Genomic DNA, 19,855 nt, shown 5'->3' on the forward strand with positions numbered 1-19,855 from the left:
AAGCAAATCGGGAAGCAAGCAAGGCTGTTCTCGTCTAACAATTCCAACTAGGGGAAACACATGGTCAAGGGCTTTCTTCATACCGGCATCGCCGGCCTGCTCACCTGCGGCATCTGCGTCCACGCCGCCGCCGAACCCGGCCCGGACGCCGGGCGCGACGAAGACAACGCGCCCGCGCTCGATGCCGCCGCCTCGGGCGTTGCCAACAGCGGCGTGGTGATCGTCACCGGCACCCGCGCCGCCGGCCTCACGGTCGAGAACAGCGCCTCGCCGATCCAGGTGCTGGACGCGGCTTCGCTGGGCCGCACCGGCCAGCCCGACCTGATCCAGGCGCTGTCGCAGAACCTGCCTTCGCTCAACGCCCAGGCCTTCGGCAGCGACATGGCGAACATGACGCTGTCGGCGCGCCTGCGCGGCCTGAGCCCGAACAACACGCTGGTGCTGGTCAACGGCAAGCGGCGTCACGGCACCGCCAACCTGGCGGTGCTGGGCGGCCCTTACCAGGGCGGGGCGGCGGCCGACCTGAACTACATTCCGGTGGCGGCAATCGACCGCATCGAGGTGCTGCAGGACGGCGCCGCCGCGCAGTACGGCACCGACGCCATCGCCGGTGTGATCAACATCATCCTCAAGTCGAACAGCCGCGGCGGCAGCGCGAACGTCAACGGCGGCGGCTATATGGACGGCGGCGGCCATACCGGCGACGGCATGGCCAATATCGGTCTGACCCCGTTCGCCGACGCCTTCCTGAGCCTGACCGCCGAGACCAAGTATCACGGCTTCTCGAACCGCGGCGGCATCGATCCGCGCGTGGTCGACCCGGCCACCGTGGCCGCCATGCCGGCGCTGGTCGACGCGCCCGGCTACCCCTACCTGAACAAGATCCAGGGCGACGCCCAGTATCGCCAGCACATCGCCGCCGCCAACTTCGGGGTCGACTTCGGCAGCGACACCTCGCTGTACAGCTTCGCGACCTATGGCAAGAAGGAAGCGCGGGCCTGGGAGAACTACCGCATGCCGGACCGGCTGCCGCAGATCTATCCCTTCGGCTTCAGCCCGCAAGAGACCTTCGACGAGGAAGATTACGCCTTCACCCTCGGCGTCAAGGGCCGGCTGTTCGGAACCTGGAACTGGGACCTGTCGAGCACCTACGGCAAGGACGTGGCCAAGCTCGGCGTGGCCAATTCGGCCAACGTCTCGCTGTACACCGACACCGGCGCCACGCCGCTCGAGTTCAAGGCCGGCGAGTTCCGCGCCAGCCAGTGGGCCAACAACTTCGACCTGAGCCGCGAGTTCGACGTCGGCTGGGCCACGCCGCTGACGCTGGCGCTGGGCCTCGAACACCGGCGCGACACCTACGAGATCGTGGCCGGCGACGCCGCCTCGCGCTACAAGGAAGGTTCGCAGTCGTATCCGGGCTTCTCGCTCACCGACGCCGGCAGCCACAGCCGCAACAACAAGGCCGCCTACGTCAACCTCGCGGTCCAGCCGTTGCCCGGCTGGACGGTGGACATCGCCGGCCGCTACGAGCGCTTCAGCGACTTCGGCAACGCCAAGGTCGGCAAGCTGACCAGCCGCTACGACTTTTCGCCGGCGGTGGCGCTGCGCGCGACCTACAGCAACGGCTTCCGCGCGCCGACGCTGGCCGAGTCCTACTATTCGGCCACCAACGTCTCGCCGCGCAGCGCCTTCGTGCAACTGGCGCCGAATTCGCCGGGCGCGCGGCTGGTGGGCATCGACGGCCTCAAGCCCGAAGCCTCGACCAATATCAGCGCCGGCCTGGTGCTCAACCCGCGCCCCGGCGTGGCGATCACGCTCGACGCCTACCAGATCACGATCCGCGACCGCATCGTCGGCAGCGGCGCGCTGTACGGCTCGGGCGGCGCGGTCAATGCGCCGGCGGTGACCGCGGCGATCCTCGCCAACGGCAACGTGCTCGACCCGACCGTGGTCCAGACCGGGATCAACATCTTCTCCAACGCGGTCAATACGCGCAGCCGCGGCATGGAGGCGGTGGCCACCATGAGCAGCAACTACGGCAGCTACGGGCGGGTCGACTGGTCGGCCGCAGCCAACTACAACCACGTCGAGGTCATCAAGATCAACCAGGCGCCGCCCCAGCTGCAGCCGCAGACCCTGCTCGACGAAACCGCGATCTCGCACCTGGAGACGGCCTCGCCGCGCATGCGGGTGAACCTGGGCGCGCTGTGGAAGGTGGGCGCCTGGACCGTCAACCTGCGCGAGAACTACTTCGGCAAATCGTCGGAACAGTTCTCGTCGGACGGCTCGGTCTACTATGAAAACAGGATCAAGCCCAAGCTCTTGACCGACCTCGAGGTGAGCTACCAGTTCAGCAAGGCGTGGACCCTGTCGCTGGGCGCCAACAACCTGTTCAACGAGTACCCGGACATGGTCAATCCGCTGGTGCTGGCCGAGCAGCGCGCCAACCTGGACAACGGCGCGGTGACGATCTACCCGGCGTTCTCTCCCTTCGGCATCAACGGCGGCTATTACTATGCGCGCGCCAGCCTGAAGTTCTGATAGAGAGAGATGTACCAGCGGACGGCGGCGGGGACGCCGCCATCCGCTGGTTTCTAGCCCATGTTCGAAAATTTCGATGAAAGGCTGTGAAATTATCCGTTTTTCAAGTCCTCGTGGCGCGAGCATAATGACTCCATCGCATCGAACACAAGACGGATCGGCCGGCGGATTCCCCGCCCTGGCGATCGAGTGGATCGATGATCACCACCACGAAAGGATGACACCATGTTGAACGTACGTAAAAGCAATGAACGCGGCGGCGCAAGCTTTGGCTGGCTGGACTCGAAGCACACCTTCTCCTTCGGCCACTACCACGATCCCAAGCACATGGGCTTCGGTCCGCTGCGCGTCATCAACGAGGACAAGGTGCAGCCCGGCCGCGGTTTCGATTCGCACGGCCACCGCGACATGGAGATCATCTCCTATGTGCTCGACGGCGCGCTGGAACACAAGGACAGCATGGGCAACGGTTCGGTGCTGCGCTACGGCGACGTGCAGATCATGAGCGCGGGCTCGGGCGTGGTGCACAGCGAGTACAACCACTCCAAAACCGAGGGCGTGCACTTCCTGCAGATCTGGATCATGCCGAACGTGGGCGGCGCCGAGCCGCGCTACGAAGAGAAGCACTTCGACACCGCCGACAAGACCGGCAAGCTGCGCCTGATCGGATCGCCCGACGGCCGCGACGGCTCGGTTTCGATTCGCCAGGATGCCGCCCTGTATGCGACCATCCTCGATGGCGACGATCAGGTCGAGCATGCCCTGGGCGCCGGCCGCCAGGCCTATGTCCACGTGGTGCGCGGGCAGTTGACGGTCAATGGCATCTCCCTGGAAGGCGGCGACGCGCTGAAGGTGACCGGTGAAGAGGCCGTGACCCTGGCCCAGGCCGCCGGCGCCGAAGTATTATTGTTCGACCTGCCGCAATAAGCAGCCGCGTCATACGCCGCCCCGCCAGCGGGGCGGCGCCGGGAACACCACGATAACAGGAGACCACCATGCAAGTGACGACCACTCGCGGCAACGACAAGCTGCAATACAAGATCCGGATCGGCAAGCACGAGCTAATCGCAGACGCTCCCGAAGCCTTCGGCGGCGACGCCAGCGGTCCCGAGCCGCACGATCTCCTGGCCGCCTCCCTGGCCGCCTGCACCGCGCTGACCGTGACGATGTATGCCATACGCAAGGGCATGCAACTCGACGACGTGCGGGTCGCCATCGACCATGGCCAGCAGGACGGCGCCTACGAGCTGCGCCGCCACATCGAATTCGTCGGCCAGCTGAGCGCGGACGAACGCGCGCGCCTGCTCGACATCGCCAACAAGTGCCCGGTCCACAAGACCCTGTCCGGCACGATCCACATCCACACCGACGCGGTTCAAGCGACAAACTAAGCCCCCGCAGGCCCGGCGCAGGGGTCGGGCAGCATGCGGGCAAACGTCGCGCCGGTCCGCATGCGCTCGATCCACCACTTGAGCGCAGCGCCATCCTCGCCGCTGCGCCAGGCGAGATAGAAGGTCTCGTCGGCCTTCGGTTCCACCACCTGTTTTTCGACCAGCAATCCCTGGTCGATGGCCGGTCGCGCCCATGCCTCGGGCAGGAAGCCGAAGCCGAGGCCCTGGACCTGGAACTCGTATTTGGTGCGCATATCGGGCACCGCCAGCGTCTCCTGCCCGAACAGCAGGCCGACGGTGCGCGCGCCGAGCACGCGCGCCGAGTCCGAGACCGAGATCGCCCGGTAGGGCAGCAGGTCGGTCTTGTCGAGCGGATGCGCGAGCCGCGCCAGCGGATGGTGCGGGGCAACGGTGAACACGAAGGCGCTGGTGCCGAGCGGTTCGGCGGTATAGCCGCCGCCCGACGGGCCCTCGCCGGCGGCGCCCACCAGCAGGTCGACGCGGCGGTCGAGCAGGGCGTCCCAGGTGCCCGACAGCGACTCGCGCACGATGCGCAGCCGGGTCTGGTCGGCCACGCCATAGAAGGCTTCGATGTCCGGCTGCAGGGCGCCGCTCGATAACACCGAATCCATGCCCAGGGCGATCTCGGTCTCCCAGCCCGAGGCCACGCGCCGCACCCGCGATTCGAGGTCGCCCGCGGCGCGCAGCAGGTAGCGGCCTTCCTTGAGCAGTTCCTGGCCGGCGGGGGTGAGCGTCACCTTGGGGCCGAAGCGGTCGAACAGGCGCACGCCCAGGTCGTCCTCGAGCTTGGAAACGGTGTAGGAGATGGTCGATGGCACCCGGAACAGTTCTTTCGCGGCCCCGGCGAAGGAACCGCGGCGGGCGATGGTTTCGATGATCTGGAGGGCGTCGAGGCTGAGCTTGAGCAATTGTCTGTCCCATGGTGCGTGATGGCGCCATGGTAGCGCCAAGGCCCGCTCCGCACCAAGCCCCCGGCTGCTGAAAATAGCAATCTGATTCTATCGCCGCGGCGATGGTCTAACGATACTGGAATGAATGGGCGCCGGTGCGGCGTCACCCGCGACAAGGAGCTGAACATGTATCTGATTTCACTGGGCGCCGGCATCCTGGCCGGCCTGTTGTACGGCCTGATCAACGTACGCTCGCCGGCGCCGCCCGCCATCGCGCTGGTCGGCCTGCTGGGCATGCTGATCGGCGAACAGATCGTCCCGGTGGCCAAGCGCCTGATGGACGGCGCGCCGGTCACCGCCAGCTGGTTCGCCAGCGAATGCAAGCCCAAGATCACCGGCGTCGCCGCCAAGGCGCCGGAACCCGGCGTCAATGACGGCCGGCGCCAGGGCTGATCCGTCAAGTTTCATCACCAACAAGGAGAACATCATGAGCAATCCAAAACTCGAAGTCCTGACCCCGCAGAATTCGCAGCTGATCATCATCGACCACCAGCCGCAGATGGCCTTCGGCGTGCAGTCGATCGACCGCCAGACCCTGAAGAACAACGTCGTCGGCCTGGCCAAGGCGGCCAAGGTGTTCGACATCCCGACCACGATCACCACGGTCGAAACCGAATCGTTCTCCGGCAACACCTATCCCGAGCTGCTGGACGTGTTCCCGGGCCAACAGGTCCTGGAGCGCACCTCGATGAATTCCTGGGACGACCAGAAGGTGCGCGACGCGCTCAAGGCCAGCGGCCGCAAGAAGGTCATCGTGGCCGGCCTGTGGACCGAAGTGTGCAACACCACCTTCGCCCTGTGCGCGATGCTCGAAGGCGAGTACGAGATCTACATGGTGTCGGACGCCTCGGGCGGCACCAGCAAGGAAGCCCACGACATGGCCATGCTGCGCATGGTGCAGGCCGGCGTGGTGCCGGTGACCTGGCAGCAGGTGCTGCTCGAGTGGCAGCGCGACTGGGCCCACCGCGACACCTACAACGCGGTGATGAAGATCGTCACCGAGCACTCCGGCGCCTACGGCATGGGCGTCGACTACGCCTACACCATGGTGCACAAGGCGCCGGCGCGCGCCCAGGGCACGCACGAGGTGCTGGCGCCCGTCCCGGCCCGTTGATCGGCACGCAAGCATAGAAGTTCTCGCCGCCGCACGCCCTCCAAAGCGCGCGGCGGTTGCCGCAAACCCGCCGGACGCGTCGCGCCCGGCGACATTTGGAGTACACGCATGAACCAAGCACAGTCCAGCGCGGGCGCGCAATCGACCCCGCCGCTCATCCTGATCAACGGTTGCTTCAACACGATCGACCGCGAACAGCCCCAGGCCAGCGCGGTCGCCATCCAGGACGGCCGCTTCCTGGCCGTGGGCGACACCGACTACGTGATGCGCCACCGCCGCGACGGCAGCCAGGTGATCGACCTCAATGGCCGCACCGTGGTGCCCGGCCTGAACGACTCGCACCTGCACCTGATCCGCGGGGGGCTCAACTACAACCTCGAACTGCGCTGGGAAGGCGTGCCGTCGCTGGCTGACGCCCTGCGCATGCTGAAGGAACAGGCCGACCGCACGCCGCATCCGCAATGGGTAAGGGTGGTGGGCGGCTGGAACGAATTCCAGTTCGCCGAGCGCCGCATGCCGACTCTCGACGAAATCAACGCCGCCGCGCCGGATACGCCGGTGTTCATCCTGCACCTGTACGATCGCGCCTTGCTCAATCGCGCGGCCCTGCGCGCGGTCGGCTATACGAAAGACACGCCGAATCCCCCGGGCGGCGAAATCGTGCGCGATGGCGCCGGCAACCCGACCGGCATGTTGATCGCGCGTCCGAATGCGATGATCCTGTACGCCACCCTGGCCAAGGGCCCCAAGCTGCCCTATGACCTGCAGCTGAACTCGACCCGTCAGTTCATGCGCGAACTGAACCGCCTGGGCCTGACCAGCGCGATCGACGCCGGCGGCGGCTTCCAGAACTACCCCGAAGACTACGCCGTCATCGAGGAACTCGACAAGGCCGGCCAGCTCACCATCCGCATCGCCTACAACCTGTTCACCCAGAACAAGGGCCAGGAACTGGAAGACTTCCAGCGCTGGACCGGCATGGTGACGCCGGGGCAGGGCAGCGACTACTACCGCCACAACGGCGCCGGCGAGATGCTGGTGTTCTCGGCGGCCGACTTCGAGGATTTCCTGGAGCCGCGGCCCGACCTCGATCCCGGCATGGAAGACGAGCTGGAACGCGTGGTGCGCCACCTGGTGGCCCAGCGCTGGCCGTTCCGCCTGCATGCCACCTATGACGAATCGATCTCGCGCATGCTCGACGTGTTCGAGAAGGTCAACCGCGACATCCCGTTCGACGGCCTGCACTGGATGTTCGACCACTGCGAGACCATCACCCAGCGCAATATCGACCGCGTCGCCGCGCTCGGCGGCGGCATCGCGATCCAGCACCGCATGGCGTTCCAGGGCGAGTATTTCGTCGACCGTTACGGCGCCGACGCCGCCAAGGCGACGCCGCCGGTGAAGAAGATGCTGGAAACCGGCGTGCCGGTCGGCGCCGGCACCGACGCCACCCGCGTGGCCAGCTACAACCCGTGGACCTCGCTGTACTGGCTGGTGACCGGACGCACCGTCGGCGGCCTGCCGCTGTACGGCAGCGCCGGCCACCTGCCGCGCCAGGTCGCGCTGGAACTCTGGACCGCGGGCAGCGCCTGGTTCTCCAGCGAGCAAGAGCGCAAGGGGCGCATCCGCGAAGGCATGCTGGCCGACCTGGCCGTGCTGTCGCGGGACTTCTTCAGCATCGACGCCGAAGAGATCAAGGCGATCGAATCGGTGCTGACCGTGGTCGGCGGCCGTATCGTGTACGGCGCCGCCGAATTCACCAGCCTCGGACCGCCGCCAATTCCCGTGTTGCCCGAGTGGTCGCCGGTGAGCAAGGTGCCTGGCCATTGGAGGAAGGTCGAGCCGCAGGCGCAGCAGAAGGCGCTGCCGCACCAGTGCAGCGGCCCATGCGGCGTGCATGCCCACAGCCACGATACCGCGCGCCGTTCGAACATGCCGGTATCCGATTTCAGCGGCTTCTGGGGCGCGCTGGGTTGCAGCTGCTTCGCGTTCTGATGATGGCCGCTACTCCAGTTCCATCGCGCCTGCAGGGTTTCAATATGGGCTTCCTCGGCGGCTATGTCGACACCCTGGGCTTCATCGGCCTGTTCGGCCTGTTCACGGCCCACGTCACCGGCAACTTCGTGCTGCTCGGCGCTTCGCTGGCCGATCCGGCGAACATTCCGTCGCTGCTGAAGATCCTGGCCTTCCCGGCCTTCATCCTCGGCATCGCCGCGGCGCGCCTGCTGGTGGCGTCGTGCGAGCGGCGCGGCGTCGATGCGCACCGGCCCTCGTACCTGCTGCAGCTGGTCCTGCTGATCGGCTTCATGGCCTGCGGCATGCTGTCCGAGCCGGTGGCGCGCGACATGTCGGCGCTGGCCATGGCGGCCGGCCTGCTCGGCACCGCGGCGATGGGCGCCCATAGCGCGGCCAGCAAGCTGCTGCTGGCCCACCTGGCGCCGACCTCGATGATGACCGGTAACGTGACCCAGTTGGTGATCGATACCGTCGACCAGCTGCGCGGCGCCGGCGACGCCGCCACCACGGCGCGCTGCAGCAAGTTCTTCTGGCCGCTGTTCGGCTTCGCGATCGGCTGCGCGGCGGGCGCCTTCCTGTTCCTGGCGGCCGGCTTCGTGGCGCTGATCGTGCCGGTGGCGATCCTGTGCCTGCACCTGCTGCGGCCCGGCCTGGACGGCGCTCGGGCAACGGCATGACCAAGACCCGCCTGGAGGCGTTCAGCGACGGCGTGATCGCCGTCATCCTCACCATCATGGTGCTGGAGCTGACGCCCCCGCACGGCACGGCCATCGGCGACATGCTGGCGGTCGTGCCGGGCTGGTTGCGCTATGCCCTGAGTTTCGTCTACGTCGGCATCTACTGGGTCAACCACCATGCGCTGTTCGAGCGCGTGGAACGGGTCGACTGGGCGACGCTGTGGGCCAACCTGCACCTGCTGTTCTGGATGTCGCTGATCCCGTTCGTGACCGCCTGGGTGGCCGAACACCCGACGGCCCCGGCGCCGGTGGCCCTGTACGGCGTGGTGCTGTTCCTGTGCTCGGTGTCGTTCATGCTGCTGTCGTGGCGCCTGGGGACGCTGGCCGGCCTGGATCACGCCCACACCTGGCAGAACGCCAAGAACCGGCTGTCGCTGGCCATGTACGCGCTGGCGGTGGTGGTGGCGCTGTGGCACCCGCCGCTGGCGGCGGTGATCCACGTGCTGCTGGCGGCGCTGTGGCTGGTGCCGAACCGGATCGAACGCGGGCAGTCCTGACTGGACGCCGCGTGGCGGCGCTGGCATGATGCCGTCGCCAGCCAAGAACAAGAAGAGGAGCACCGTGAACAGTCAACAGCGCACCATCGACGTCCTGATCGCCGACGACCATCCCCTGATGCGTGAGGGGATCGCGGCGGTGATCTCCAGCCAGCCCGACATGCGGGTGGCGGGCGAGGCGGCCGACGGCCTGGAGGCCGTCGCGCTTTACCGCAAGCTGCGGCCCGACGTCACCCTGATCGACCTGCAGATGCCGCACCTGAACGGCATGGATGCGATTGCCGCGATCCGCGCCGAATTCCCCCAGGCCTGCCTGGCCATCCTGACCACCTTCCGCGGCGACGCCCGCGCCATGCAGGCCATCAAAAGCGGCGCCCAGGGCTACCTTCTCAAGAGCTCCCTGCGCAAGGAACTGACCGACGCGATCCGCATGCTGGCCGCCGGCCACCGCTACATCCCGTCCGAGATCGCCGGCGAGCTGGCGCGCCACCTGGGCCAGGAAAGCCTGACGGTGCGCGAGCTGCAGGTGCTCGAATTGATCGCCCGCGGCAACGGCAACAAGCAGATCGGGGCCGCCCTGAACCTGTCCGAGGACACGGTCAAGGGCCACCTGCGCAGCATCATGGACAAGCTGGGCGCCAATAATCGCACCCATGCGGTGACCATCGGCATCGAGCGCGGGTTCCTCGAAATCTGACCGGGACTGACCGCGACAGCAGATTTCTGCAATACGGCCGGGCACTGCGTTTGCCAGAATCGATGACGGTTGCGGCGCCGGACTGCCCGGTGTGCACACCGACTTCGATAACGAACCTGGAGCACGCAGAATGAGCAAGAACCCTACGCTTAGCAAGAAAACCGCCAATCATGGCGTCCCATGGGAATCCATCTACGGCTACAGCCAGGCGGTGCAGGTCAAGGACGTGGTCTACCTGTCCGGCCAGCTGGGGCACGACAAGGACGGCCAACTGGTCGCGCCTGCGCCGCTCGACGCCCAGGGCCGGCCAACTGACTTCGGCGGCATGGAAGAACAGATGCGCCAGACCTACCGCAATGTGGTCGACCTGCTGGCCCGATTTGGCGCGACTCTCGACGACGTCGTCGAGGAAACGCTGTACGTGCTGGACGTCGACGCTGCCTTTGCCGTGGCAGGCAAGGTCAGGAAAGAATTCTACGGCATGGACCAACCACAATGCGCGAGCAATCTCATCGGCGTTACCCGCCTTGCATTGCCGCCACAACTGATTGAGGTAACCTTCCGAGCGGTACTCCCGGACGCCGGCGCGGCCTGAACCCGCCCCCCCACTTTAGTGGGGGTAGGCGGGGGCCCTATCTTGTCTGTGCAACATCTCCAGCGGGCGGCAACATTCTGCCCAGATCGTCTCGAACACGACCACCCTGGAGAGCACCATGCAGACCGCGCTATCGATCCCCGTCGCCCTTTCTTTCCAGCCCGCCGCCGGGGGCCAAGCCGCCCAACCCTGCCACGGCGGCCTGCCGCGCTGGCAGGTCAGGCGGATCACTGACTACATCGACGCCAACCTGGGCGCCACCCTGCGCACGGCCAGCCTGGCGGCGACACTGGGCCTGAGCGTCAGCCATTTCACGCGCGCCTTCAAGCACAGCGTCGGCGTGCCGCCGCGCATGTACGTGATCCGGCGCCGGCTGGCGGCGGCCTGCGAGGCGATGGTCAGCTCGGACACGCCGCTCACGACCATTGCCCACGCCCACGGTTTCTGCGACCAGTCGCATTTCACCCGCACCATCCACGAGGTGATCGGCCTGTCGCCCCACGTCTGGCGCTGCCTGCACCGGCCGGGCGTCGGCGTCGATCCGTACGAAAGCGAACAGAAGCGCACGAACGAACTGGATATGGTGGAGACTGCCTAACCAGTGGGGGTGCCCCGTGTTCGATTTCATTACCGAGTTCATGCAGAGCGGCGGCTATCTGGCCGTATTCGCCTTGATGGCGCTGGAAAACATCTTCCCGCCAATCCCGTCCGAGCTGATCATGCCGTTCGCCGGCTTCGTGGCGGCGCGCGGCGACCTGAACGTGATCGGCGTGCTGATCGCCGGCACCGCCGGCTCGGTGGCCGGGGCTTTGCCCTGGTATTACGCCGGCAAGGTCTACGGCAAGGAGCGCCTGGAAAAATTCGCCGACAAGCATGCGCGCTGGATGACCGTCACCCACGGCGACATCGAGCATGCGATGGAGTCATTCGAGAAACATGGACGCAAGGTCGTGCTGTTCGGACGCCTGATCCCGGCCATCCGCACCCTGATCTCGGTGCCGGCCGGCCTTGCCGGCATGCCGATGGGGCAGTTCCTGCTGTATTCGACCGTCGGCTCGCTGGTCTGGACCGGCATCCTGACCGGCGCCGGCTATATGCTCGAAAGCCAGTACGAACGGGTGGCGCAGTATGTCGATCCGGTGTCGAAGGCGATCCTGATCGGCCTGCTCGGCTGGTACCTGTACCGCGTGGCGACCTTCAAGAAGCGGGCGAAGGCCCAGTAATCTTCAGACCGCGGCGCCGCCGTCGCGCCACCAGACCTGGTTGCGACCGTTCTGCTTGGCGCGGTACAGCTGGGCATCGGCCGCCTCGAACAGCTCGGCTTGCTGTTCGTCGCTGTCCGGATCGAGCGTGGCGCCGCCGATGCTCACCGTCAGCAGCGGCGCCACGCTCGACGCCTCGTGCGCGATGTTCAGGGCGGCCACCGCCTCGCGCACTTCTTCCACCATCCGGCGCGCCTCGAGCGCGTCGGTGTCGGGCATCAGGAGCAGCAATTCCTCGCCGCCGTAGCGCGCCGCCAGGTCGCCCGGGCGGCGCATGGCGGCGCCGGCCACCCGCGCCACCGAGCGCAGCGCGCGGTCGCCGGCCGGGTGGCCGTAGCGGTCGTTGAACTGCTTGAAGGCGTCGATGTCGAGCAGGGCCAGCGACAGCGGCCGGCTCGAGCGCCGCGCGCGCTGCCATTCGAGGTTGTACATCTCGTCGAAGCGGCGCCGGTTGGCCAGTTCGGTCAGGCCGTCGATGTTCGCCAGCCTTTCCAGCATGCGGCGCTGGCGCACCACCTGCAGGTGCAGCGCCACGCGCGCCATCACCACGGTCTGGTTGAATGGCTTGACGATGTAGTCCGAGGCGCCCATCTTGAGGCCGTTGGCCTCGTCTTCGGGGCGGTCCAGGCCCGAAATGAAGATCACCGAGATATGGGCCGTGCGCGGGTCGTCGCGCAGGCTGCGCAGCACCGCGTAGCCGTCCATGTCGGGCATCATCACGTCCAGCAGGATCAGGTCGGGCAGGTGGCGCGCGGCGCGCTCCAGGGTCTGGGCGCCGTTACGGGCCAGCAGCACCGTGTATTCGGGCTTGAGCAATTCGCCCAGCACTTCGCGGTTGATGGCGTCGTCGTCCGCCACCAGGACTTTCTGCGTCTCCACTACGTTCATCGGCTGCTTTCGAGGCTGAGGCTATGACTGAGGTCGAGTTGCGTCGCCAGCGCGGACAGCGGCGCCAACGCGGCAGCATACTCGATATCGGCGACCGCGCGCCGCACGCCATCGAGCGCGGCGTCGTACAGGTTCGGGTCGACGCTGACCGCGAGCAGGGCCTCGAGCTGCGCCAGCGCGTCCTCGGCGCGCGCGTCGTCATTGCGCAGGTGGCGGTCGAGGCGCGCGATGACGGCCGCCAGGGCCTCGGGATCGCTCGGTTTCGGCAGGGTGGCGGCGGCCAGCTGGGCCAGGCCCGCCAGCACCGATTCGGCGGCCGTCACCAGCGCCGGCACCTGGGTGCCGACCCGTTCCAGCTGGCCGGCGCGCAGGTCCTGCTCGAGCCGGCTGGCGGCGCCGGCCAGCTCGAAGGCGCCGACGTAGGCCGCGCTCGACTTCAGGTTGTGCGCCAGCGCCTGCAGGCGCGGGTGGTCGCCCGCCGCCAGCGCATCGCGCAGGATGCGCGGCGCGGCGGCGTATTCCCGCACGAAGCTGCCGGCGCGCTTTTCCAGGCGGCGGCGCTGGCCGTCGACCTTGTCCAGCGCCAGTCGCCAGTCGATGCCGGGCACCGCCGGCAGCGCCGCCGCCGCGGGGTCCGGGTCCCGGCCCGCGGCCTGCGGCGCGGCGGCGCTCTGGCTCCCCTCGGGCGCCGGGCGTCCCTCGAGGCGCACCGGATCGATCCACTTGAGCAGGGTGCAGAACAGCAGGTCGGGATCGATCGGCTTGGTCACGTGGTCGTTCATGCCGGCCAGCCGGCTCAATGCGCGGTCGCTGGCCAGCGCATGCGCCGTCATGGCCACGACCGGCAGTTCGCGCAGGCGCGCGTCGAGGCGGATCTCGCGGGTGGCCGTGAGGCCATCCATCTCGGGCATCTGGATGTCCATCAGCACCAGGTCATAGTCGCCGGCGCGCGCCATGCGCACCGCCTCCACGCCGTTGAAGGCGACGTCCACCTGCATGCGGGCGGCGGCCATGAATTCGAGCGCCACCTCGCGGTTGTTGGCATTGTCCTCGGCGAGCAGGATGCGGGCGCCGTCCAGGCGCGGCAGGTCGGCCATGGCCGGCAAATATTTTTCCATAGGTTCGAAGGGGCCGAGCTGCGGGTGCAGGGCTTGCAGCAGGCTGTGATAGAGCAGGGCGGGACCGACCGGCTTGTGCAGGAAGGCGTCGACCGGCAGTTCGCCTTCCTCTTCCATCACGGTCTCGCGGGTGCAGGCCGAGATCATCAGGATCGCGGGCGGCGGGCAGTCGTGCCCGTGTTCTTGCGCACAGCGGCGGATGCGGCGGATCGTCTCCATCCCGTCCAGCCCCGGCATCAGGTAGTCCATCAGCACGACCTGGTAGGGCTGGCCGGCGGCCTCGGCGCGGCCCAGCAACGCCAGGCAATCCTCGCCCGAAGCCGCGGCGTCGGCGCGCATGCCGAGGCCGGCCAGCATCTCGGACAGCGCGCCGCGGGCGCTGGCGCTGTCGTCCACCACCAGCGCGCGCACGTCCTGCAGCAGGGCCTGGCACACGGTGGAGGCGGCCGCCGCCTGGCCGTCGGCGATCCCGAGCGGCACGCTGAAGGTGAAGCGGCTGCCCTTGCGCGGCGCGCTGCGCACCGCGATGTCGCCACCCATGAGCTCCACCAGCTGGCGCGAGATCGACAGGCCGAGGCCGGTGCCGCCATACTTGCGGGTGGTGGAACTGTCGGCCTGGCTGAACGACTGGAACAGGCGCCCGATGGCTTCCTCGGTCATGCCGATGCCGGTGTCGCTGACCGAGAACGCCAGCGTCACGCGTCCGGCCACGGTCTTGACCGCTTCGACCGCCACCACGATCTCGCCATGCTCGGTGAACTTGACCGCGTTGCCGGTCAGGTTGATCAGGACCTGGCCCAGGCGCAGCGGGTCGCCGACCAGTTGCGTCGGCACGCCCGGCCCGACCCGGAACACGAGTTCGAGGCCCTTGGCCTCGGCCTTCACCGCGGTCAGGCTGGACAGGTGTTCGAGCAGCTCGTCCAGGTCGAACTGCACTTCCTCGAGGTGCAGTTTGCCGGCCTCGATGCGCGAGAAGTCGAGGATATCGTTGATGATGCCCATCAGGTGCTCGCCCGCGCCGAGAATCTTGCCCAGGTAGTTGCGCAAGGCGGGCGCCGGCTCGCTCATCAGGGCCAGCCGGCTCATGCCGATGATGGCGTTCATCGGGGTGCGGATCTCATGGCTCATATTGGCCAGGAATTCGGACTTCATGCGGGTGCTGGCTTCGGCGCGCAGCATCGCTTCCTGGATCGCCTTGGTGCGCAGGCCCAGGATGCGCATGAACACCAGCATGTCGAAGGTGCTGCCGAACACCAGCGCGTGCATGGTCCAGAAGTTGGCCGGCAGCCTGCCGTTGATCAGCTGGGCGGTGATCAGCGCGCAGGCGAAGGCGCCGGCCCAGCCGATCAGGAAATAGGTGCCGACCATGTCGCCGGAACGGGCGCGGCGGAAGGCGCCGGGCAGGCCGAGCAGCATCGGCATGATGCCGAGCGTGCCGACGATCATGACCAGGTAGCGATGGCTGATCAGGCCGAAGCCGAAGCCGAGCGCCGTCACCACGCACAGCGCCGCCAGCGTCTTCATCAGCAGACTGAAGATGCGGTCGCGCCCGGGGCGGGCCAGCGACTGCTCGACGAACAGGTAGGCGCCGCATGAGGCCAGGATCGAGGCGAGGCCGGCCCCGTGTTCGAGCAGCCAGGCGTTGCCGGGCCAGACGTACTGGCCGGCGATGCCGAACCAGGCGGCCGAGTACACGGTGACCCCGGCCGCCAGCAGCGCGTACTTGCCGAACAGGTGGTCGCGCAGCGTGATCCATTGGCCGATCGCGTACAGGAACAGGGTGATGCGCAGGCCAAGCAGCAGTCCTTGCAGGATCTGCTCGCCCAGCGCCTCGGGCAGCACGGCGTGCGGCTGCATGAAGGTGATCGGCAGGATCTTGGGGCCCACCGAGCGCACGCGCAACAAGACCGTGTAGTCGTTGCCCGGTGTGAGGCGCAGCAGGGCGCCGGGCACCCGGCCGGCGAGCGATTCGCCGGATGGCGCCTGCATGCGGCCCAGGCTGGCGACCTTTTCCAGGCCTTCCGGGCGGGCCAGGTAGACGTCCAGTTCGTCGAGCAGCGCGTAGTCGACCTGCAGCACCCAGCCATTGGTGGCGTCCTGCGGCACCGTCACCGGGATGCGCAGCCAGGTGGTCCCGGGCAGCATGCCCAGGCTGGCATGGGCGGTGCGCGGCCGCTCGAAGCGCTGCGGCGCCGCCAGCGCGGCCGCCGCGTCCAGGCGGCTGTCCGGGTCGTGCAGGACGGTCACGGCGGCCCAGGCCTCGATCACCTGGGCGTCGCGCGCCAGTTGCAGCGGCGCCGCCTGCGCCGGCCGCGCGCAGAGCACCAGGAGGGCGAGCAAGAGCGCGAGCGTCAACGCCAGGCGCGGGAAGGCGCCAGGGACCGGGCGATGTGCGGCGGATGACGTGGAGGCCATGAATCTTTCGGTAGAGGCGGCGGGCGAACCGCCCGGCAGTCTAGCAGGAAGGCTCTGCCGTGGACAGTGATAATGCAACCCCGGACCGGCGCGCCGCGGCGCGCGGTAGCGCGACCCGGTACCGCGCCCGTGGCCGGCGCGCCGCCGGGGCCTCAGGCGCGGCTCCCGGCCCGGGGCGCGAGCTGCCCCGCCAGGCGCGCCAGCGGCGCCAGCGCGGCGCCGTATTCCACCTCGTCGATCGCGCGCCGCAGCGGCGCCAGTTCCTGCGCATAGGGGCCGCCGGCCAGCAGCGCCTCGAGCTGATCGAGCGCGTCCTCCGCCCGCGCGTCGTCGGCGCGCAGCCAGGCTTCGAGGCGGGCGCACACCTCGGCCAGCGCCTGCGGATCGGCCGGCTGCGGCCGGCCGCCGCCCGCCACCTGGGCCAGGCCGGCCAGCACCGGTTCGGCGGCGGCGATCAGCGCCGGCACCTGGACTCCGATCCGTTCATGCAGTCCGGCGCGCAGGTCCTGGTCGAGGCGGCCGGCGGCGGCGGACAGCGCGAAGGCGCCGATATAGGCGGCGCTCGACTTGAGGTTGTGCGCCAGCGACTGCATGCGCGCATGGTCGCCGCCGTTCAGGGCCTCGCGCAGGATCTCGGGCGCATTGCCGTACTCGCGCACGAAACTGCCGGCGCGTTTCTCGAGCCTGCTGCGCTGGCCGTCGACGTTGTCCAGGGCCAGGCCCCAGTCGATTCCCGGCACCGCCGGCAGGGCGCGCGCGGTGGTCGCAGGCGCCGCCGGCGCCTGTGGAACGTGCGCGATGTGGCGGCCGACGAGGCGGGCCGGGTCGATCCACTTGAGCAGGGTGCAGAACAGCAGGTCGGGGTCGATCGGCTTGGTGACGTGGTCGTTCATGCCGGCCAGGCGGCTTTGCTCGCGGTCGCTGGCCATGGCGTGCGCCGTCATGGCCACGATCGGCAGCGCGCGCAGGCGGGGATCCTCGCGGATCGCGCGCGCGGCGGCGTGGCCGTCCAGCTCCGGCATCTGGATGTCCATCAGCACCAGGTCGTAATCCCCCTCGCGCGCCATGCGCACCGCCTCCACGCCATTGAAGGCGACGTCGACCCGCATACGCGCCGCCGCCATGAAGTCGAGCGCGACCTCGCGGTTGTTCGCATTGTCCTCGGCCAGCAGGATGCGCGCGCCGTCCAGGCGCGGCAGGTCGGCCATGATGTGCGGCGGCATACGCTCATCGGCGCCGTCGTCGACGCCGTCGCGCGCCGGCGCGGCGTGCGGATGCAGCACCTGCAGCATGCTGTGGTACAGCAGCGCCGGTCCGACCGGCTTGTCGAGGAAGGCGTCGACCGGCAGTTCCCCGGCCGTCTCCAGCACCGCCTCGCGGCCGACGGCCGACACCATCAGGATCGCCGGCGGCGTGGCCCCGGCCACGCAGGCGGGGATGCGGCGGATGGTGGCGACGCCGTCGAGGTGGGGCATCAGGTAATCCATCAGCACGATCTGGTAGGGGCGTCCTTCGGCCTGGGCCGCGGCGAGCATGCGCAGGCACTCCTCGCCCGAGGCGGCGCTGTCGGCCTGCGCGCCGAAGGTGACCAGCATCTCGCACAGCGCGGCGCGCGCGCTGGCGCTGTCGTCGACCACCAGCGCGCGCAGGTCGGTCAGGATCGCCGGGCGCAGCGCGCCGGCGTCGCCCTGGCCGTCGTCGAGCCCGAGGGCGACGGTGAAGGTGAAGCAGCTGCCGGCGCCGGGCGTGCTCTGGACCGAGATCCGTCCTCCCATCAGCTCGACCAGCTGGCGCGAGATCGACAGGCCCAGCCCGGTGCCGCCATACTTGCGGGTGGTCGAGCTGTCGGCCTGGGTGAAGGAGTCGAACAGGTGTTCGAGCTGGCCTGCGGTCATGCCGATGCCGGTGTCGCTGACCGAGAACGCCAGCATGACCCGGCCGTCGGCCGCCGCGCCCGGGCGGACTTCGACCGCGACCACGATTTCGCCGCGTTCGGTGAACTTGACCGCGTTGCCGGTCAGGTTGATCAGCACCTGGCCCAGGCGCAGCGGATCGCCCACCAGCCGTTGCGGCACGCCCGGCCCGACCCGGAACACCAGTTCGATGCCCTTGGCGTCGGTTTTCACCCCGATCAGGTTCGACAGCTGCTCGAGCATCTCGTCGAGCGAGAACGGCGCCGCCTCCACCGACATCTTGCCGGCCGCGATCTTCGAATGGTCGAGGATGTCGTTGATGATGCCCAGCAGGTGTTCGCCGGCGCCCAGGATCTTGGAGACGTAATTGCGCAGCCTGGGGTTCGGATCGGCCATCAGGGCCAGCCGGCTCATGCCGATGATGGCGTTCATCGGGGTGCGGATCTCGTGGCTCATATTGGCCAGGAATTCGGACTTCATGCGCGCTTCGGTCTCGGCGCGCTGCATGGCCTCGCGCAGCGCCTTGGCGCGCAGGCTCAGGATGCGCATGAAGACCAGCATGTCGAAGGTGATCCCGAATTGCAGCGCGTGGGCGGTCCAGAAATTGACCGGCACCTCGCCGGCGGCGATCAGGGTCTGCGTGATCGTGCCGCCGTAGCTGGCCACCCAGCTGATGAGGAAATAGGCGCCGATCGCGTCGCGCTGGCGCATGCGCCGAAATGCCGCCGGCACGCCGAGAAGCATCGGGACCGCGCCGATGGTCGTGGTGATGAAGATCATCGGAAGGTAGCCGATCCAGTCGAACGCCCACCCCACGCCGGTCACTGCGCAGATCGTCGCCCCGCTGCGCATGATGATCCTGAAGATGCGGTCCTTGCCGGGCCGGGCCATGATCTGCTCGACGAACAGGTAGGCGCCGACCGAACCGATCATCGAGGCGATTCCCATCATGTGCGCGCTGAACCACAGGTGCTCGCGCCACAGGAACTGCTCGGCGGTCCCGTACCAGCTCGCGAGGTAGACGGTCAGGCCGCCGATGAACAAGGCATATTTGAGGAACAGCGCGTCGCGCAGGGTGGCCCACTGGCCCAGGCTGTAGACGACCAGGCAGGCGGCGATGCCGAACAGGAGCCCTTGCAGCATCTGCTCCTTGAGCGAGGCGTGGTGGAAGGCATCCTCGTGATAGAAGGTCACCGGCAGCAGCTTGGGGCCGCGCGATTCGATCCGCACCAGCAGCGTGTAATCCCGGCCCGGGGCGAGCTTGAGGGCGACGGCCGGCACCCGGCCCTTGAGCGCCCCTTCCATGTCCTGGCGGCGGCCGGCGGCGGCCAGCTTTCTCGGCTCCCCGCCTTCGACCAGATAGACGTCGAGGTGTTCGATCACGGCGACATCGAACTCGACTACCCAGGCCGAAGGCGCATCCGGCGCGACCCGGAACGGAATCCGGATCCAGCTCGGCGCCGGATTCAGGCCCAGCGTGGCGTACGCCTTGTCGGGCGCCGTGAAGCGCTCCGGCGCGGCCAGGACGGCGGCCGCGTCCAGGGCCTTGCCGGGGTCGCGCAGCAGGCTGGCCGCGGGCCAGCCTTCGACCGCCGGCGTGTCGGCGGCCAGGATCGCCGCGCCGGCGCCGGCAGCGCCGGCGCCGGCGCACACGAAGAGGCAGAGCGCCAGGCCGACGAAGATGGACAGCGCGCGCATGC

The 19,855-nt window shown here is 68.3% G+C and carries 16 protein-coding genes; 12 read left to right on the forward strand and 4 right to left on the reverse strand.

Features of this window, described 5'->3' with window-relative positions; translation table 11 throughout:
* The first annotated feature begins 60 nt into the window (after positions 1–60).
* The 3 genes from LO55_RS19145 to LO55_RS19155 all read left to right on the forward strand — a co-directional run bounded on the left by LO55_RS19145 (position 61) and on the right by LO55_RS19155 (position 3,932).
* Positions 61–2,541 carry a TonB-dependent receptor plug domain-containing protein gene (locus LO55_RS19145; RefSeq protein WP_071362699.1) on the forward strand — a complete coding sequence of 827 codons (2,481 nt, stop codon included), beginning with the start codon at positions 61–63 and terminating at the stop codon, positions 2,539–2,541.
* A 225-nt stretch (positions 2,542–2,766) separates the two neighbouring features.
* Positions 2,767–3,468 (forward strand): pirin family protein, encoded by a 702-nt coding sequence (locus tag LO55_RS19150; protein WP_071362700.1) that lies wholly within the window; start codon positions 2,767–2,769, stop codon positions 3,466–3,468.
* Positions 3,469–3,536: 68 nt separating this feature from the next.
* On the forward strand, positions 3,537–3,932 hold the full coding sequence (locus tag LO55_RS19155; protein ID WP_071362701.1) for an OsmC family protein: 396 nt from the start codon (positions 3,537–3,539) through the stop codon (positions 3,930–3,932).
* On the opposite strand, the gene LO55_RS19160 is transcribed toward LO55_RS19155, so the two are convergent.
* The gene (locus tag LO55_RS19160) at positions 3,929–4,861 is read right to left on the reverse strand and encodes a LysR substrate-binding domain-containing protein (RefSeq protein ID WP_005670667.1); all 933 of its coding nucleotides are present in this window, start codon (positions 4,859–4,861) and stop codon (positions 3,929–3,931) included. The two genes, LO55_RS19155 and LO55_RS19160, sit on opposite strands and share 4 nt — an antisense overlap.
* Positions 4,862–5,023: 162 nt before the next feature.
* Here LO55_RS19160 and LO55_RS19165 point away from each other — a divergent pair, with 162 nt between their 5' ends.
* The 9 genes from LO55_RS19165 (at position 5,024) to LO55_RS19205 (ending at position 11,782) form a co-directional block, all read left to right on the forward strand.
* The gene (locus LO55_RS19165) at positions 5,024–5,296 is read left to right on the forward strand and encodes a XapX domain-containing protein (RefSeq protein WP_143054675.1); all 273 of its coding nucleotides are present in this window, start codon (positions 5,024–5,026) and stop codon (positions 5,294–5,296) included.
* Between the two features lie 34 nt (positions 5,297–5,330).
* On the forward strand, positions 5,331–6,017 hold the full coding sequence (locus LO55_RS19170) for a hydrolase (RefSeq protein ID WP_071363873.1): 687 nt from the start codon (positions 5,331–5,333) through the stop codon (positions 6,015–6,017).
* A 108-nt stretch (positions 6,018–6,125) separates the two neighbouring features.
* Positions 6,126–8,012 carry an amidohydrolase gene (locus tag LO55_RS19175; protein ID WP_071362702.1) on the forward strand — a complete coding sequence of 629 codons (1,887 nt, stop codon included), beginning with the start codon at positions 6,126–6,128 and terminating at the stop codon, positions 8,010–8,012.
* A gap of 2 nt (positions 8,013–8,014) precedes the next feature.
* On the forward strand, positions 8,015–8,710 hold the full coding sequence (locus LO55_RS19180) for a YoaK family protein (protein ID WP_370659622.1): 696 nt from the start codon (positions 8,015–8,017) through the stop codon (positions 8,708–8,710).
* Positions 8,707–9,267, forward strand: coding sequence for a TMEM175 family protein (locus LO55_RS19185; RefSeq protein ID WP_071362704.1), 561 nt, complete (start codon positions 8,707–8,709; stop codon positions 9,265–9,267). Before LO55_RS19180 ends, LO55_RS19185 begins: the two co-directional genes overlap by 4 nt.
* 64 nt (positions 9,268–9,331) lie before the next feature.
* A complete protein-coding gene (locus LO55_RS19190; protein WP_005670682.1) occupies positions 9,332–9,964 on the forward strand; it encodes a response regulator transcription factor in 633 nt (210 codons plus the stop codon).
* 130 nt (positions 9,965–10,094) lie between these two features.
* Positions 10,095–10,559, forward strand: coding sequence for a RidA family protein (locus tag LO55_RS19195; protein ID WP_071362705.1), 465 nt, complete (start codon positions 10,095–10,097; stop codon positions 10,557–10,559).
* A gap of 118 nt (positions 10,560–10,677) precedes the next feature.
* On the forward strand, positions 10,678–11,157 hold the full coding sequence (locus tag LO55_RS19200) for a helix-turn-helix domain-containing protein (RefSeq protein ID WP_071362706.1): 480 nt from the start codon (positions 10,678–10,680) through the stop codon (positions 11,155–11,157).
* 16 nt (positions 11,158–11,173) lie between these two features.
* Positions 11,174–11,782, forward strand: a complete 609-nt coding sequence (locus tag LO55_RS19205; protein WP_071362707.1) for a DedA family protein — start codon at positions 11,174–11,176, stop codon at positions 11,780–11,782.
* Between the two features lie 3 nt (positions 11,783–11,785).
* On the opposite strand, the gene LO55_RS19210 is transcribed toward LO55_RS19205, so the two are convergent.
* From LO55_RS19210 to LO55_RS19220, 3 genes are all read right to left on the reverse strand, one after another.
* A complete protein-coding gene (locus tag LO55_RS19210) occupies positions 11,786–12,709 on the reverse strand; it encodes a diguanylate cyclase (RefSeq protein WP_071362708.1) in 924 nt (307 codons plus the stop codon).
* Positions 12,706–16,242 carry a hybrid sensor histidine kinase/response regulator gene (locus tag LO55_RS19215; RefSeq protein ID WP_071362709.1) on the reverse strand — a complete coding sequence of 1,179 codons (3,537 nt, stop codon included), beginning with the start codon at positions 16,240–16,242 and terminating at the stop codon, positions 12,706–12,708. Before LO55_RS19215 ends, LO55_RS19210 begins: the two co-directional genes overlap by 4 nt.
* A 152-nt stretch (positions 16,243–16,394) precedes the next feature.
* Complete coding sequence (locus tag LO55_RS19220; protein WP_071362710.1) at positions 16,395–19,853, reverse strand: hybrid sensor histidine kinase/response regulator; 3,459 nt, start codon at positions 19,851–19,853, stop codon at positions 16,395–16,397.
* Positions 19,854–19,855 lie beyond the last annotated feature (2 nt).

The organism is Massilia timonae, assembly GCF_001866515.1.
GTDB lineage: Bacteria > Pseudomonadota > Gammaproteobacteria > Burkholderiales > Burkholderiaceae_D > Telluria > Telluria timonae.